This window comes from Brevundimonas naejangsanensis (genome assembly GCF_000635915.2).
Classification (GTDB): Bacteria; Pseudomonadota; Alphaproteobacteria; order Caulobacterales; family Caulobacteraceae; genus Brevundimonas; species Brevundimonas sanguinis.
The window spans coordinates 2635313-2649992 of sequence record NZ_CP015614.1; the positions used below are offsets into that span (position 1 = coordinate 2635313).

Here is a 14680-nt window from a genome sequence, read left to right on the forward strand (position 1 = left end):
TCACGTCCGCGCCTCGTTCCGCTATTAGTAGCAAGCTTCCCGCGCGCCGCGGGTCTGACCGGCGCAACCGACGCGAGGGCCTTGAATCCGGTCCTCAATCACCCGCCCGGCCGCGACGTCGCGGTCAGGTCAACGGGGACCGTTAAGGACTGAACGGCCTGACGCTCCGCACACCCCCGACGGGAATACGCCCGCGGGAGACGAAAGACGAAACATGTTCGATATCAAACGCAAGACGATCGAGTGGGCCGGCCGCCCGCTGACCCTGGAGACGGGCCGCATCGCCCGTCAGGCCGACGGCGCCGTGCTGGCGACCTACGGCGAGACCGTGGTCCTGGCCACCGTCGTCTACGGCCGTCAGCCCAAGCCGGGCCTGGATTTCTTCCCGCTGACCGTCAACTACCAAGAGAAGACGTTCGCCGCCGGCAAGATCCCGGGCGGCTACTTCAAGCGTGAAGGCCGTCCGACCGAGAAGGAGACCCTGGTCTCCCGCCTGATCGACCGCCCGATCCGCCCCCTGTTCGTCAAGGGCTTCAAGAACGAGACCCAGGTCATCGTCACCGTGCTGCAGCACGACCTTGAGAACGACCCCGACATCCTGGGCATGGTCGCCGCCTCGGCCGCCCTGACCATCTCGGGCGTGCCCTTCATGGGCCCGATCGGCGCCGCGCGCGTCGGCATGATCGACGGCGAGCTGGTGCTGAACCCGGCCATCGACACCCTGGGCGAGAGCGCCCTGGATCTGGTCGTCGCCGGCACGCAAGACGCCATCATGATGGTCGAATCCGAAGCCAAGGAGCTGTCGGAAGAGAAGATGCTCGAGGCCCTGATGTTCGCGCACGCGGGCATGCAGCCGGTGATCGACGCCATCATCGACCTGGCCGAGCACGCCGCCAAGGAGCCGTTCGACTTCCAGGCCGAAGACCACTCGGACGTGGTCGCCTCGATCAAGTCGCTGGTCGGCGAAGAGATCAAGGCCGCCTACGCCCACCCGGGCAAGTACGAGCGCCGCTCGGGCGTGGACGCCGCCAAGAAGAAGGCCGCCGAGGCCCTGGTGAAGACCGACGAGAATCCGGACGGCGTCGACTCGTCGAAGTTCTCGGCCGCGTTCAAGGAGTGCGAAGCCGACGTCCTGCGTCGCGACATCATCGAGAACAGCCACCGCGTCGACGGCCGCGCCCTGGACAAGGTCCGCGCCATCGTTTCGGAAGTCGGCGTCCTGCCGCGCACCCACGGTTCGTCGCTGTTCACGCGCGGCGAAACGCAAGCTCTGGTCGTCGCCACGCTCGGCACCGGCGAGGACGAGCAGTACATCGACAGCCTGACGGGCACCTACAAAGAGTCCTTCCTGCTGCACTACAACTTCCCGCCCTATTCGGTCGGTGAAGCGGGCCGCATGGGCTCGCCGGGCCGTCGCGAAATCGGTCACGGCAAGCTGGCCTGGCGCGCCATCCGCCCGATGCTGCCGTCGCGCGAAGACTTCCCCTACACCATCCGCCTGGTGTCGGAGATCACCGAGTCCAACGGCTCGTCCTCGATGGCCACGGTCTGCGGTTCGTCGCTAGCCCTGATGGACGCCGGCGTGCCGCTGGTCCGTCCGGTCTCGGGCATCGCCATGGGTCTGATCCTGGAGCCGTCGGGCGAGTTCGCCATCCTGTCGGACATCCTGGGTGACGAAGACCACCTGGGCGACATGGACTTCAAGGTCGCGGGCACCTCGGAAGGCATCACCAGCCTTCAGATGGATATCAAGGTCGCCGGCATCACCAAGGAGATCATGCAGCAGGCCCTGACGCAGGCTTCGGCCGGCCGTCTGCACATCCTTGAGGAAATGTCCAAGGCGATGGAGGCCCCGCGCGCCGAGCTGGGCGAGTTCGCGCCCAAGATCGAATCCATCAAGATCGCGGTCGATAAGATCCGCGAAGTGATCGGTTCGGGCGGCAAGGTCATCCGCGAAATCGTCGAGAAGACCGGCGCCAAGGTCGACATCGGCGATGACGGCACCATCAAGATCGCCGCCAACGAGCAGGAGAAGATCGAAGCCGCCAAGGCCTGGATCCAGTCCATCGCCTCGGAGCCGGAAGTCGGCACGATCTACACCGGCAAGGTCGTGAAGGTCGTCGACTTCGGCGCCTTCGTGAACTTCTTCGGCGCCAAGGACGGCCTGGTCCACGTGTCCCAGATCGCTCTGGAGCGCGTCGCCAACCCGGCCGACGTCCTGTCGGAAGGCCAGGAGGTCAAGGTCAAGTTCCTGGGCTTCGACGATCGCGGCAAGACCAAGCTGTCGATGAAGGTCGTCGATCAGGAAACCGGCGAGGACATCACCGACAAGATCAACGCCGAGCGCGCTGAGCGCGGCGAAGCTCCGCTGTCGGAAGACACCGGCGGGCGTCCCAAGCGTGACGGCGACCGCAACGGCGGCGACCGCGGCCGTCGCCGTCGCGACTAAGCCTCGGCGTCATTGCTGAAGTAAGAAGGCCCCGGCGGATCGCTCCGCCGGGGTTTTCTTTTTGGGCGCTATCGCTCGCCGCGCGACGGCTCCCTGCTTGAGCGCGCCTTCTCTCTCCCCTTCATGGGGAGGGTGGCTGAGGCCGCGAGGCCGAAGCCGGGTCGGGGCGGCTTGGCAAATCAACCGCCGAGGCCAGGACCACCTGGCCCTCCCCACCCGGTCTCCGCTTCGCTTCGACCACCCTCCCCATGAAGGGGAGGGAGAAGATCAGCTCTTGCACTCTTTCGGCGCGGTTTCGCCGTCGCGGGTCCACGTCGCGCAACTGCGGTCGATCTCGCCCTGGATCAGGTCGCAGGGGTTGGCGGCGTTGCAGGGCGGGCGCGTGGCGGGGCTGACGGCGACGCAGCGCTGGACCAGCCGGGCCGAAGCCGCTTCGCCCAGGGTCTCGCGGCAGGGGCGATCGTCGATGGGTACGCGCTGGGGCGCCATGTCCGGGCCTTCGGGCAGGCGGACTTCGGGTTCGCGGGCCGGGGAGGGCGCTGGCGTCGGCGCCGACGTGGCCGGTTCGGGGCGCGGCTGGCAGGCGATCAGAAGCCCGCTCAGGGACAGGCAGGCCAGAAGAGACAGTCGGGGCATGTGCGGACTTTCGGATCGGGGTTCGCCTTGGCAACGACGATGACCCCGATCCGGCTCCGCGAAAAGTCTTATCGGCGGGCGGCTTCGACGGCGGCGCGCTGCAGGGCGAACAGCTCGGCGCAGCCGATTTCCGCCAATTCGAACAGGCGGTCGAACTCGGCCCGGCTGAAGCCGCGCTTCTCGCCGGTGGCCTGGATCTCGACGATCTGACCCGCCCCGGTCAGGACGAAGTTGCTGTCGGCCTCGGCGGTGGAGTCCTCCTCATAGTCGAGGTCCAGCACCGGCAGATCCTTGAACACGCCGCAGGACACGGCCGCCACCTGATCCAGGATCGGGTCGGTCGTCAGCACGCCCTCGTCCTTGAGATAGTTGAGCGCCGAGGCCATGGCCACCCAGGCGCCGGTGATGGAGGCGGTCCGGGTGCCGCCGTCGGCCTGGATCACGTCGCAGTCGATCAGCACCTGACGCTCGCCCAGCGCCTTCAGGTCGACCACGGCGCGCAAGGAGCGGCCGATCAGGCGCTGGATTTCCTGGGTGCGGCCCGACTGCTTGCCGGCGGCGGCTTCGCGGCGGCCGCGGGTGTGGGTGGCGCGCGGCAGCATGCCGTACTCGGCCGTGACCCAGCCCTGGCCGCTGTTGCGCATCCAGCCCGGCACCTTCTCCTCGATCGAGGCCGTCACCAGCACCTTGGTATGGCCGAAGGAGACGAGGCATGAGCCCTCGGCGTAGCGGTTGACGCCGGTTTCCAGCGTGACGGTGCGGAGTTGTTCGGGGGTGCGTTCGGACGGGCGCATGGGAATTCCTTGGAAGCGGGATGGCGCGTGCTTATCCTGAAACCATGAGCCTGTCCCGCCCTGACCTGTTTGCGGCGCCTGCCCCGTCCGTTCCGGCGGGACGGAGGGCGCCGACATGAGCCTGCTTTACCCCTCGCCGGGTCTGGCGACGCTGGACGCGCGGGCGCGCGACATCTTTCGCCGGGTGGTCGAGACCTATCTGGAGACGGGCGATCCGGTGGGGTCGCACACCCTGGCGCGCGCCGGGCTGGAGCTGTCGCCCGCCTCGATCCGAAACACCATGCAGGCGTTGACGCAGGCCGGGCTGCTGGCCTCGCCGCACGCATCGGCCGGGCGGGCGCCGACCCATGCGGGCCTGCGGCTGTTCGTGGACGGCCTGTTGGAAGTCGGCGACATCGGTCAGGAGGAGCGGCGCGAGATTGACGCCCGGCTGGCGGTGCTGGGCGCCAAGGGCGGCGGCCGCAATGTCGAGGAGGCGCTGGATGCGGCCTCGTCGCTGCTGTCGGGTCTCGCGGGCGGGGCGGGCATCGTCGCCAGCCCCGTGCGCGAAGCCGGGGTGCGCCACGTCGAGTTCGTGGCTCTGGGCGGCGGACAGGCGTTGGCGGTGCTGGTCGCCGACGACGGGGTGGTCGAGAACCGGCTGATGAACCTGGCGCCGGGCGTCACCCCCTCGACCCTGCAGGAGGCGTCCAACTTCCTCAGCGCCCGGTTGAAGGGCCGTCCGCTGGCCGAGGCGCGCCATGAGATGAAGGCCGAGATGGAGGCCGCGCGGCGCGATCTGGACGCCGCCGCCGCCCGTCTGGTCGAGGATGGACTGGCCGCCTGGAGCGGCGGCGCAGGCGGCGCGGGCCACGACCGCAACCTGATCGTGCGCGGGCGCGGCAACCTTCTGCAGGACGCCCGCGCGGCCGAGGATCTGGAGCGGGTGCGCGTCCTGTTCGACGATCTGGAGCAGAAGGAACAGCTGATCGGCCTGCTGGACGATGTCGGCGCGGCCCAGGGCGTGCGCATCTATATCGGCGCGGAAACGCGACTCTTTTCGCTTTCGGGTTCCGCCGTGATCGCGGCGCCCTATATGTCGGGCCGGCAGCGGGTGCTGGGCGCCATCGGCGTCATCGGGCCCGCGCGGTTGAACTACGCCCGTGTCATACCGTTGGTGGACTATACCGCCCGGGTGCTGGGCCGGATTCTGGACGGACAAGAGACGTGAACGACATCAACGACGAGACCCGGGACCAACTCGAGCAGGACATCCACGAAGGCGAAGCTGCGCCTGAAGGCGATGAAAACGCCGTGGTCGACGCCCTGATCGCCGAGCGCGATCAGTGGAAGGACCGCGCCCTGCGCGCCGTGGCCGATGCCGAGAACACCAAGCGCCGCGCCGAGACGCAGCAGAACGACGCGCGCGCCTACGCCATCCAGCGCTTCGCCAAGGATCTGCTGGGCGTGGCCGATACGCTGGAGCGCGGTCTGGCGGCGGCGCCCAAGGACGCCGAAGGCCCGACGGCGGCCATGGTGACGGGGCTAGAGCTGACGCAGAAATCCCTGCTGTCGGCCTTTGAGGCCAACGGCCTGACCCGCGTCGATCCGGCGCCGGGCGACGCCTTCGACCCGCACCTGCATCAGGCGATGATGGAGCAGCCGTCGGACACCGTGCCGGGCGGCGCCGTCATCCAGACGCTGCAGCCGGGCTACGCCTTGTTCGGCCGCACCGTGCGCGCCGCGATGGTGGTGGTCGCGGCCAAGGGCTCCGGCCCGGCGACGGGCGGCGCCTATGCCGATCCGAACACGACCGGCGGGAATTTCGACGCCAAGGCCTGAGGCTTTCGCCTGCTGCAACGACGACGGCCCGGCGCAAGCGCGTCGGGCCGTTTTCTGTTTGCCTATGGCACCGCTCGCCCCGGCGTCCGCCGGGATCCAGTCAGACCTTCACACGTCACGTTTGCGGCCAAAGTACTGGGCCCCGGCGTCCGCCGGGGTGAGCGGGTAGAGAGGTCATCGCTTCAGCTGTTGCTCGAACAGTTCCAGCAACCGACGCCAGCCGTCCTTCGCATCCGCCTCGCGATAGGAGGCGCGGTAGTCGGCGTGGAAGCCGTGCGGGGCGTCGTCATAGAGGATGATCTGGCTGTCGGTCCGCCCTGCGGCCTTCAGAGCCTCGTTCATCGCCTTGACCGTGGCGTTGGGAATGCCGCTGTCTTGTCCACCGTAAAGGCCCAGCACCGGCGCCTTGAGTTCGCCCGCCAGATCGATGGGCCAGGGGCGGCCCGCCGCCTTCTGGTCGTCGGTGGCATTGGCGGCGGGCGCGAGGCGGCCGTACCAGGCGACCCCGGCGTCCAGCGTCGGGAAGCGGGCCATCGCCTGCCACACCACCTTGCCGCCCCAGCAAAAGCCGGTGATCCCGACCTTGTCGGCCTTGGCCCAGGCCTGGGCGCCGATCCAGTCCAGGGTGGCGCTGATGTCGCCCATCACCTGGTCGTAGCCGGCGGCGGCGACGATGCGCTGGATCGCCTGCATGTCGCTGAGCGGGGCTGGGTCCTGGACGCGCACGAAGAAGGCGGGCGCCACGGCGGCGTAGCCCGCCTTGGCTAGGCGGCGGCAGACGTCGCGGATGTATTCGTGCACGCCGAAAATCTCGGACACGACGATGACGACCGGGAAGGGGCCGGCGCCTCCGGGCCGCGCGACATAGGCGGGCAGGCTGAAGCCGTCGGGCGCCGGATAGGCTGCGTCCTGCGTGACCAGCCCCGCCGCGTCGGTGGCGATCGGCTGGGCCGACTGGCTGAGGGCGGCCGGGGCGTAGGCGGCGAAGAACAGCCCGCCGGCCGTCGCCACGCCCAGGCTGCGGCGGCTGGGGGCGATCTGGTCGGGGCTCAGGCCCTCGGGCCGGGTGATCAGGGTCATCGCGGGTCTCCGGTCGGCGCTGTGGAAGCGGCGACAGTGCCTCGGCTTTCCCTCCGCCGTCGAGTCTTTCCGTCTAGCCCGCGACCCGCAGCGTCAGATTGATCCGCCCGCCGTCGGGCAGCAGTCGCGAAGAGCCCGCCAGAAGCCGGTCGATCCCGTGCCGCGCCAGCCTTGCAGGCCCGGTCAGGGCGCAGACGTCGCCGGAGGCCAGGCGCACCGTGCTGGTGGCGCCGCTCTTTCCGGTTTCGTCGGGGGCCGGGCCGATGCGGAACACCGCCGTATCGCCCAGAGAGACCGACAGCACCGGCGCCGTCAGGTCGCGTTCGTCCTTGTCCTGATGCAGACCCATCTTCGCCTCGCCCTGATAGAGGTTGACCAGGCAGGCGTCGGGCGGGCTCGGCCAGCCGGTCAGGGCGTCCCACAGGCTCAGCAAGGGGGCCGGAATGGCGGGCCAGGGCGCGCCCGTCATGGGATGGGTCGGCTGATAGCGATAGCCCGCGCGGTCCGACACCCAGCCCACAGCGCCGAAGTTGCTCATCCGCACCGAAAAGGGCCGCCCGCCGGGCGTCGTCGGCCGATAGAGGGGCGCGGCGTCCAGCCCTGCCTGCACCTGAGCCAGCAGCTCGCCTTGCGCCGCCGCGTCTAGCAGGCCAGGCCACAGCCGAAAGCCGGGGAGGGCGGTCGGGGTTTCGGGAAGCGCTGGGGGCGGGATTTGCGAGGTCATCGGCCGAATTTAGCGGCGCGATGCGTCCTTGTCCGCCATAAGGCGCGGAATCTGCCCCGAACCGCACAGAAGGCCTTGCGGGCCCTGCGGACTTTCCCATATCCGAGCCAATCCGGCGATAACCCCCTTTTCGTTAGGGGTTTGTCCGCCGACCTCGTCCACCGCCGCACCGGGCCTCGCGTCCGGCGCGGCATGATTTCAAAAGCCCATCAGGGGGCGGTCACGCGCGGCGCTTGATCCAAGGCCGCCGCATCGCCCGCCGCAAGGAGTGAAAAAGACAAGCCCATGGCCAAGATCATCGGCATCGACCTCGGCACGACCAACTCGTGCGTCGCCGTCATGGACGGCAAGAACCCCAAGGTCATCGAAAACGCCGAAGGCGCCCGCACCACCCCGTCGGTGGTCGCCATTCAGGACGGCGGCGAAATCCTCGTCGGCCAGCCCGCGCGCCGTCAGGCGGTGACCAACCCCGCCAACACCTTCTTCGCCATCAAGCGCCTGATCGGCCGCAATTTCGATGACCCGGTGGTGGCCAAGGACAAGGGCATGGTGCCCTTTGAGATCGTCAAGGGCCCGACCGGCGACGCCTGGGTCCAGGCCCACGGCAAGGACTATTCGCCCCAGCAGGTTTCGGCCTTCACCCTGGGCAAGATGAAGGAGGCCGCAGAGGCCTATCTGGGCGAGAAGGTCACCCAGGCCGTCATCACCGTTCCGGCCTATTTCAACGACGCCCAGCGTCAGGCGACCAAGGACGCCGGCAAGATCGCCGGTCTGGAAGTCCTGCGCATCATCAACGAGCCGACTGCGGCGGCCCTGGCCTATGGTCTTGAGAAGAACGACGGTCAGAAGATCGCCGTCTATGACCTGGGCGGCGGCACCTTCGACGTCTCGATCCTGGAGATCGGCGACGGCGTGTTCGAGGTGAAGTCGACCAACGGCGACACCTTCCTGGGCGGCGAAGACTTCGACATGCGTCTGGTCGACTACCTGGCCGACGAGTTCAAGAAGGAGCAGGGCGTCGACCTGCGCTCGGACAAGCTGGCCCTGCAGCGCCTGAAGGAAGAGGCCGAAAAGGCCAAGAAGGAGCTTTCCTCGACGACCCAGTACGAGGTCAACCTGCCGTTCATCACCATGAACCAGTCGGGCCCGCTGCACCTGAACATCAAGCTGTCGCGCGCCAAGCTGGAAGCCCTGGTCGACGACCTGGTCGCCCGCACCATCGAGCCGTGCAAGAAGGCCCTGGCCGACGCCGGCCTGAAGGCTTCGGACATTGACGAGGTGGTGCTGGTCGGCGGCATGACCCGCATGCCCAAGGTGCAGGAAGCCGTGAAGGCCTTCTTCGGCAAGGAGCCGCACAAGGGCGTGAACCCGGACGAGGTCGTGGCCCTGGGCGCCGCCGTTCAGGCGGGCGTGCTGCAAGGCGACGTCAAGGACGTGCTGCTGCTGGACGTGACCCCGCTGACGCTGGGCATCGAGACGCTGGGCGGCGTGTTCACCCCGCTGATCGAGCGCAACACCACCATCCCGACCAAGAAGGCCCAGACCTTCTCGACCGCTGACGACAATCAGTCGGCCGTGACGATCCGCGTCTTCCAGGGCGAGCGTCCGATGGCCGCCGACAACAAGATCCTGGGTCAGTTCGATCTGATGGGGATCCCGCCGGCGCCGCGCGGCATGCCGCAGATCGAGGTCGCCTTCGACATCGACGCCAACGGCATCGTCCACGTCACCGCCAAGGACAAGGCGACCAACAAGGAGCAGTCGATCCGCATTCAGGCCAACGGCGGCCTGTCGGACGCGGACATCGAGCAGATGGTCAAGGAAGCCGAGGCCAACGCCGCGGCCGACAAGGCCCGCAAGGAGCTGGTCGAGGCCCAGAACGGCGCCGACAGCCTGGTCCACTCGACCGAGAAGGCCCTGGCCGAGCACGGCGACAAGATCGACGAAGCGACCAAGGCGACCATCCAGTCGGCCCTGGACGATCTGAAGTCGGCCAAGGACGGCACGGACCCCGAGGCCATCCGCGAGAAGACCAACACCCTGGCTCAGGCCTCGATGAAGCTGGGCGAGGCCATGTACGCCGCCCAGCAGGGCGGGGCTGAAGGCGGCGCCGAGGGCCAACCGGCCGACGACGGCGTGGTCGACGCCGAGTTCGAGGAAGTCTCGGACGCGGACGAGAAGAAGGACGCCTAAGACGGCGCCTGGCTAATGTTCGGCCCCGCTTGTCAGACGGCAGGCGGGGCCGTTTCATGAAACTTGCATCATTGGACCGGGCGCCCATGTCATCAGGCAGGCTGCCGGTCATCCGCAAACGGAGCGCCTCCGATCAAGAGAGGCCTGAAGCCGCGGGAAAGTAAGAGGACGAACGCCTGATGGCGCAACGTGACTATTACGAGATTCTGGGGGTCGAGCGGACGGTCGATGCGGCCGCGCTCAAGAGCGCCTATCGCAAGCTGGCGATGGAGCACCACCCTGACCGCAACGGCGGCTCCGAAGAGTCCGTGGCCCGTTTCAAGGAAATCTCCGAGGCCTACACCGTCCTGTCCGACGAGCAGAAGCGCGCGGCCTATGATCGTTTCGGCCATGCCGGGGTGAACGGCGGCGGCGCGGGCGGGGGCAACCCGTTCGGCCAGGGCGGCGCGGGCTTCCACGACATCAACGACATCTTCTCCCAGGTCTTCGGCGACGCCTTCGGGGACGCCTTCGGCGGCCGGGGCGGCGGCGGACGCCAGAACCACGGGCCGCGCCGCGGCTCGGACCTGCGCTACGACCTGGAGATCACGCTTGAGCAGGCCTATCAGGGCGCCGAGGTCGAGATCGCCATCCCGACCCTGATGAGCTGCGAGGTCTGCGACGGCTCGGGCGCCAAGGCGGGCACCAAGCCGACCATCTGCAACACCTGCGGCGGCGCCGGGCGCGTGCGCCAGGCCAACGGCTTCTTCCAGGTCGAGCGCACCTGCCCCCGCTGCGGCGGCTCGGGCGAGATGATCGCCGACCCCTGCACCACCTGCCGGGGCCACGGCCAGGTCCGCAAGACCCGCAAGCTCAGCCTCAAGGTGCCGGCGGGCGTCGACGACGGTTCGCGCATCCGCCTGTCGGGCGAGGGCGAGGCGGGTCAGCGCGGCGGGCCGCGCGGGGACCTTTACGTCTTCCTGTCGGTCACGCCGCACGAACTGTTCGAGCGCGACAACCTGGACCTGCTGGTCACGGTGCCGGTGCCGATGACGGTGGCGGCCCTGGGCGGCGTCGTGGACGCGCCCTGCCTGATCTCGGACGCCTGCGACGGCAAGTGCAAGGCCCCGGTCGAGGTGCCCGCGGGCGCCCAGACCGGCAAGACCGTCCGCATCAAGGGCAAGGGCATGCCGCACCTGAATGGGCGCGGCCGCGGCGACCTGGTGGTCGAGCTGTTCGTCGAGACGCCGACCGATCTGAACGCGCGCCAGAAGGAGCTGCTGGCCGAACTGGCCGCGTCGCTGGGCGAGAGCCAGACCCCGCGCAACACCAGCTTCGCCGGCAAGGCCAAGCGCTTCTGGGCCGACATCCTGGGCGGCGACGCCGACAATCCGAAAGAGACCGCGTGAGCGACATCTTCCACGCCGGCATCTCCGGCGCCCGGGGCCGCATGGGCCGCGCCGTGTCTCAGGTTCTGGACGCCCGCGAGGACGTGGTGGTCGCCGCCCGTTTCGACCGCGGCGAGACCGTCGATCTGAAGCTGTGCGACGTCATCATCGACTTCTCGACGCCCGAGGCCTCGGTGGCTCTGGCCAAGGCGTGCGCCGAGGCGGGCGGACCGGCCCTGGTGATCGGTTCCACCGGGCTGGCGCCCGAGCAGGAGGCCGAGATCGAGGCCGCCGCCGAGAAGATCGCCATCGTCATGAGCGGCAACTTCTCGCTGGGCGTGAACATATTGATCGGCCTGGTCGAACACGCGGCCCTGCGGCTCGACGCGCGCGACTGGGACATCGAGGTGCTGGAGACCCATCACCGCCGCAAGGTCGATGCGCCCTCAGGCACGGCCCTGATGCTGGGCGAGGCGGCCGCCAACGGCCGGGGCCGCGAGCTGGCCGAGCTGCAAAGCGCCCCCTATGACGGCATCACCGGCCCGCGCGAGCCGGGCAAGATCGGCTTCGCCTCCCTGCGCGCCGGCGGGGTGATCGGCGAGCACACCGTCATGTTCGCCTCGGAAGACGAGATGCTGACCCTGTCGCATTCGGCCATCGACCGCAGCCTGTTCGCCAAGGGCGCCGTGGCCGCCGCCGCCTGGGTGCGCAACCGCCGCCCCGGCCTCTACGACATGCAGGACGTGCTGGGCTTCCGCCAGGCGTGACAGACTAGAGCGCGATCGCTCGCCGCGCGTCGGCTCGTTCCTCTGCCGCGATCGTATCGCGGCCTCACGCCGCTTCGGACAGCAGTTCGGTCATGGCGGCGCGCCAGGCGCAAAGGTCCTGCGAACGGGCTGCGATCAGGTGTCGGAGCGCCTCGGACTGACGAGGCGACGGCGCCGTCATTCCCCACGCGGCGAAGCTGCGGCGCTCGATCGTGTCCCTGACCAACACCTCGATATCTTCATGCCGTTCATCGAAATGCAGATGCAGCATGAGGATATCCAGGGCGCTGGGCGAGCCTTCGAGGATCTGAACGAACACGCCGTCTTGCAGGGTCAGGGCCCCGCTGATGCCGTTGCGGGCGTTCAAATAAGCCGCGACATCGACGATGTCGGCGATCGCCTTAGCCTCGTCTTCGCGAGCGAGCCGTGACCGGCTGAAGTAGACGAGCTGTTCCAGCGTGTTCATGACCGCCACGCTAAACCAGTATCTAAGGATGTGAAAGTAGAGTCTTCATCAACGCCCGGTTGAACCGAATCCGCCCGCGCCCCGGTCGGTTTCGTCCAGGGCTTCGACCTCGACGATCTGCGCCTGCTCGTAGCGGGCGATCACCATCTGGGCGATGCGGTCGCCGCGCTTGATCTCGAACGGCAGCTCGCCGTGGTTGATCAGGATGACCCCGACCTCGCCGCGATAATCGCTGTCGATGGTGCCGGGCGAATTCGGCGCCGAGATTCCGTGCTTCAGCGCCAGGCCCGAGCGCGGGCGCACCTGGGCTTCGTACCCGGGCTCCAGGGCGATCTTCAGACCAGTGGGCACCAATTTGCGCTGGCCGGGCTCCAGCACCAGGGTCTCGCCCTCGGCGAGCGCGGCGCGAAGGTCCATGCCGGCCGAACCGGCGGTCTCATAGGCGGGCAGGGCCAAGCCCTCGGCGTGGGGCAGGCGTTCGATACGGAGGGCGGTCATGGTCTCAAGCCTTGAAGTGATCGGCGATGCGCTGGGCCAGCTTCCTGGCGACCTGGGTCTTGGACTGGCGCGGCCAGGGCTCGTCGCCATTGCGGGTGAACAGGGTCACGGCGTTTCCGTCCGAGCCGAACACCTCGTCCGAGACGTCATTGCCGACGATCCAGTCGCACCCCTTGCGGGAGAGCTTGGCGCGCGCGTTGGCTGCCAGGTCGCTGGTCTCGGCGGCGAAACCGACCACCAGTCTCGGGCGGCGAGGGCCGGGCGCGGAGACGCCCGCCAGGATGTCGGGGTTTTCGATCAGGGCCAGCGACGGCGGCCCGCCCGGCGCCTTCTTGATCTTGCCCGAGGCCACCCCGTCCACGCGCCAGTCGGCGACGGCGGCGCTCATCACGGCGATGTCGGCCGGGAGCGCCGCGTCGACAGCGGCCTTCATTTCCGTGGCGGCCTCGACCCAGACGCGGGTCACGCCCACGGGCGCGTCCAGCGCCACCGGGCCGGAGATCAGCGTCACCTGCGCCCCCAGTTCGGCCAGGGCGGCGGCGACCGCATAGCCCTGCTTGCCGCTGGAGCGGTTGGTCAGGCCGCGCACCGGGTCGATCGGCTCGAACGTCGGCCCGGCCGTCACCACGGCGGTCCGGCCGGTCAGCGGGCGTCCATCCGGTCCGGCCAGCAGACGGGCGATGGCGTCCAGGATGACCGGGGGCTCGGCCATGCGGCCTGGCCCGAACTCGCCGCAGGCCATGACGCCGTCGTCGGGTCCGACCACGGCCATGCCGTGATAGCCGTCGAAGCCCTTCAGCCGCGCGACATTGGCCTGAACCGCCGGGTGCAGCCACATGCGCACGTTCATCGCCGGAGCCAGCAACACCTTCTTGTCGGTGGCCAGAAGCGTGGTCGAGGCCAGGTCGTCGGCCATGCCGTTGGCCGCCTTGGCGATCAGCCCGGCCGTGGCGGGCGCCACGACCACCAGATCGGCCCAGCGCGACAGTTCGATATGGCCCATGGCGGTTTCGTCGTCCGGCATGAACAGGTCCTGTCGGACCGGATGGCCGGTCAGGGCCGCCAGCGACATGGGGGTGACGAACTCGGCCCCGGCCTTGGTCAGGACGGCCATCGTCTGCGCGCCCGCCTTGCTGAGCAGGCGGATCAGCTCCAGCGCCTTATAGGCGGCGATGCCGCCGCCGATGATCAGCAGGACCTTGCGGCCGGCCAGGGCGCTGGAAAGCGAGGGTGCGGTCATGAACCAAGGTCTAGCGGCGTGGCGTGACGGCGTCGAGACAAAGCGACGTCGCCCCCGTTTGCGCGACAGGGCTTTGCCGGGCGATGAAAATCATGCCTAACTGCGTTCTTCAGAAATATCGGGAGGGGCGCCATGCGTATGCGGATGTCTGCGGCTCTGGCTGCGGCGGTTCTGGCTCTGGCGGGATGCGATAGCGGCGGTTCGGCGGTAGAGACGCGCGATCGTAGCGCCGCCGAGCCGGTCGGCTTGATCTCGGCGAGCGGGCCGGACGATGCGGCGGCCGCCGCGCCGCCGGAAGCGGCCAAACCCGCCGTCACCGCCAACCGGCGCGAGACCGCCGACGCCAAGGTGCAGCGGCTGTATGAGCGAAACGGCGCCGACTTCGGCGCCCGCTCGGCCGACGACTACCTGCAGAAGGTGCGGAGCTTCACCGAGGCGACGCCGAAGGGAACCGAGACGGTGAAGCGCGCCAACGGCGACACCCTCTTCTATCAGGCCGCGACCAACACCTTCGCCGTGGTCGACCGCAACGGCGTGCCGCGCACCATGTTCAAGCCGGACGACGGCCCGGCCTACTGGGCGCAGCAGAAGGAGCGGGCGCCGACCTTCGGCCAGCGTCGTAATGCGACGCGATCGGCGGAATAG

The 14680-nt window shown here is 68.8% G+C and carries 14 protein-coding genes; 7 read left to right on the top strand and 7 right to left on the bottom strand.

Going from position 1 to position 14680, the window contains the following annotated elements:
* The first annotated feature begins 214 nt into the window (after positions 1-214).
* Positions 215-2449, top strand: coding sequence for a polyribonucleotide nucleotidyltransferase (gene pnp / locus DA69_RS12670; RefSeq protein ID WP_025976357.1), 2235 nt, complete (start codon positions 215-217; stop codon positions 2447-2449).
* Between the two features lie 267 nt (positions 2450-2716).
* Here the strand turns inward: pnp and DA69_RS12675 are convergent, their stop codons facing one another.
* Together DA69_RS12675 and rph are read right to left on the bottom strand one after the other, a co-directional pair.
* On the bottom strand, positions 2717-3085 hold the full coding sequence (locus DA69_RS12675) for a hypothetical protein (protein ID WP_025976356.1): 369 nt from the start codon (positions 3083-3085) through the stop codon (positions 2717-2719).
* 68 nt (positions 3086-3153) lie between these two features.
* A complete protein-coding gene (gene rph / locus DA69_RS12680; protein ID WP_025976355.1) occupies positions 3154-3879 on the bottom strand; it encodes a ribonuclease PH in 726 nt (241 codons plus the stop codon).
* Positions 3880-3994: 115 nt separating this feature from the next.
* Between rph and hrcA the strand changes: the two genes are divergently transcribed.
* Together hrcA and grpE are read left to right on the top strand one after the other, a co-directional pair.
* Positions 3995-5089, top strand: coding sequence for a heat-inducible transcriptional repressor HrcA (hrcA, locus tag DA69_RS12685; RefSeq protein ID WP_025976354.1), 1095 nt, complete (start codon positions 3995-3997; stop codon positions 5087-5089).
* Complete coding sequence (grpE, locus tag DA69_RS12690) at positions 5086-5700, top strand: nucleotide exchange factor GrpE (RefSeq protein ID WP_025976353.1); 615 nt, start codon at positions 5086-5088, stop codon at positions 5698-5700. Before hrcA ends, grpE begins: the two co-directional genes overlap by 4 nt.
* Before the next feature lie 174 nt (positions 5701-5874).
* On the opposite strand, the gene DA69_RS12695 is transcribed toward grpE, so the two are convergent.
* Both DA69_RS12695 and DA69_RS12700 read right to left on the bottom strand, forming a co-directional pair.
* Positions 5875-6780, bottom strand: a complete 906-nt coding sequence (locus tag DA69_RS12695; protein WP_025976352.1) for a dienelactone hydrolase family protein — start codon at positions 6778-6780, stop codon at positions 5875-5877.
* 73 nt (positions 6781-6853) lie between these two features.
* Positions 6854-7504 carry an alpha-ketoglutarate-dependent dioxygenase AlkB gene (locus tag DA69_RS12700; RefSeq protein WP_025976351.1) on the bottom strand — a complete coding sequence of 217 codons (651 nt, stop codon included), beginning with the start codon at positions 7502-7504 and terminating at the stop codon, positions 6854-6856.
* Positions 7505-7789: 285 nt separating this feature from the next.
* On the opposite strand from DA69_RS12700, the gene dnaK reads away from it, so the two are divergent.
* The 3 genes from dnaK (at position 7790) to dapB (ending at position 11831) form a co-directional block, all read left to right on the top strand.
* Entirely contained in the window at positions 7790-9697 is a 1908-nt protein-coding gene (gene dnaK / locus DA69_RS12705; protein WP_025976350.1) for a molecular chaperone DnaK, read from the top strand.
* A gap of 179 nt (positions 9698-9876) precedes the next feature.
* Positions 9877-11085, top strand: a complete 1209-nt coding sequence (dnaJ, locus tag DA69_RS12710) for a molecular chaperone DnaJ (RefSeq protein WP_025976349.1) — start codon at positions 9877-9879, stop codon at positions 11083-11085.
* Positions 11082-11831 (top strand): 4-hydroxy-tetrahydrodipicolinate reductase, encoded by a 750-nt coding sequence (gene dapB / locus DA69_RS12715; protein WP_025976348.1) that lies wholly within the window; start codon positions 11082-11084, stop codon positions 11829-11831. Before dnaJ ends, dapB begins: the two co-directional genes overlap by 4 nt.
* A 64-nt stretch (positions 11832-11895) precedes the next feature.
* Here the strand turns inward: dapB and DA69_RS12720 are convergent, their stop codons facing one another.
* The 3 genes from DA69_RS12720 to coaBC are packed head-to-tail and all read right to left on the bottom strand — an operon-like array spanning position 11896 to position 14035.
* Entirely contained in the window at positions 11896-12297 is a 402-nt protein-coding gene (locus DA69_RS12720) for a BLUF domain-containing protein (RefSeq protein WP_025976347.1), read from the bottom strand.
* Positions 12298-12345: 48 nt separating this feature from the next.
* Complete coding sequence (gene dut / locus DA69_RS12725) at positions 12346-12795, bottom strand: dUTP diphosphatase (protein ID WP_025976346.1); 450 nt, start codon at positions 12793-12795, stop codon at positions 12346-12348.
* Between the two features lie 4 nt (positions 12796-12799).
* Positions 12800-14035 (bottom strand): bifunctional phosphopantothenoylcysteine decarboxylase/phosphopantothenate--cysteine ligase CoaBC, encoded by a 1236-nt coding sequence (gene coaBC, locus DA69_RS12730; protein ID WP_025976345.1) that lies wholly within the window; start codon positions 14033-14035, stop codon positions 12800-12802.
* A gap of 132 nt (positions 14036-14167) precedes the next feature.
* On the opposite strand from coaBC, the gene DA69_RS12735 reads away from it, so the two are divergent.
* On the top strand, positions 14168-14680 hold the full coding sequence (locus tag DA69_RS12735; protein WP_025976344.1) for a hypothetical protein: 513 nt from the start codon (positions 14168-14170) through the stop codon (positions 14678-14680).

What these genes read in the sequence shown, in the direction of transcription:
- pnp (WP_025976357.1), top strand. Translation starts at nt 215, where the DNA reads ATGTTCGATATCAAACGCAAGACGATCGAGTGGGCCGGCCGCCCGCTG.
- DA69_RS12695 (WP_025976352.1), bottom strand. Translation starts at nt 6,780, where the DNA reads ATGACCCTGATCACCCGGCCCGAGGGCCTGAGCCCCGACCAGATCGCC.
- rph (WP_025976355.1), bottom strand. Translation starts at nt 3,879, where the DNA reads ATGCGCCCGTCCGAACGCACCCCCGAACAACTCCGCACCGTCACGCTG.
- DA69_RS12700 (WP_025976351.1), bottom strand. Translation starts at nt 7,504, where the DNA reads ATGACCTCGCAAATCCCGCCCCCAGCGCTTCCCGAAACCCCGACCGCC.
- dnaJ (WP_025976349.1), top strand. Translation starts at nt 9,877, where the DNA reads ATGGCGCAACGTGACTATTACGAGATTCTGGGGGTCGAGCGGACGGTC.
- dut (WP_025976346.1), bottom strand. Translation starts at nt 12,795, where the DNA reads ATGACCGCCCTCCGTATCGAACGCCTGCCCCACGCCGAGGGCTTGGCC.
- DA69_RS12720 (WP_025976347.1), bottom strand. Translation starts at nt 12,297, where the DNA reads ATGAACACGCTGGAACAGCTCGTCTACTTCAGCCGGTCACGGCTCGCT.
- hrcA (WP_025976354.1), top strand. Translation starts at nt 3,995, where the DNA reads ATGAGCCTGCTTTACCCCTCGCCGGGTCTGGCGACGCTGGACGCGCGG.
- coaBC (WP_025976345.1), bottom strand. Translation starts at nt 14,035, where the DNA reads ATGACCGCACCCTCGCTTTCCAGCGCCCTGGCCGGCCGCAAGGTCCTG.
- DA69_RS12675 (WP_025976356.1), bottom strand. Translation starts at nt 3,085, where the DNA reads ATGCCCCGACTGTCTCTTCTGGCCTGCCTGTCCCTGAGCGGGCTTCTG.
- DA69_RS12735 (WP_025976344.1), top strand. Translation starts at nt 14,168, where the DNA reads ATGCGTATGCGGATGTCTGCGGCTCTGGCTGCGGCGGTTCTGGCTCTG.
- dnaK (WP_025976350.1), top strand. Translation starts at nt 7,790, where the DNA reads ATGGCCAAGATCATCGGCATCGACCTCGGCACGACCAACTCGTGCGTC.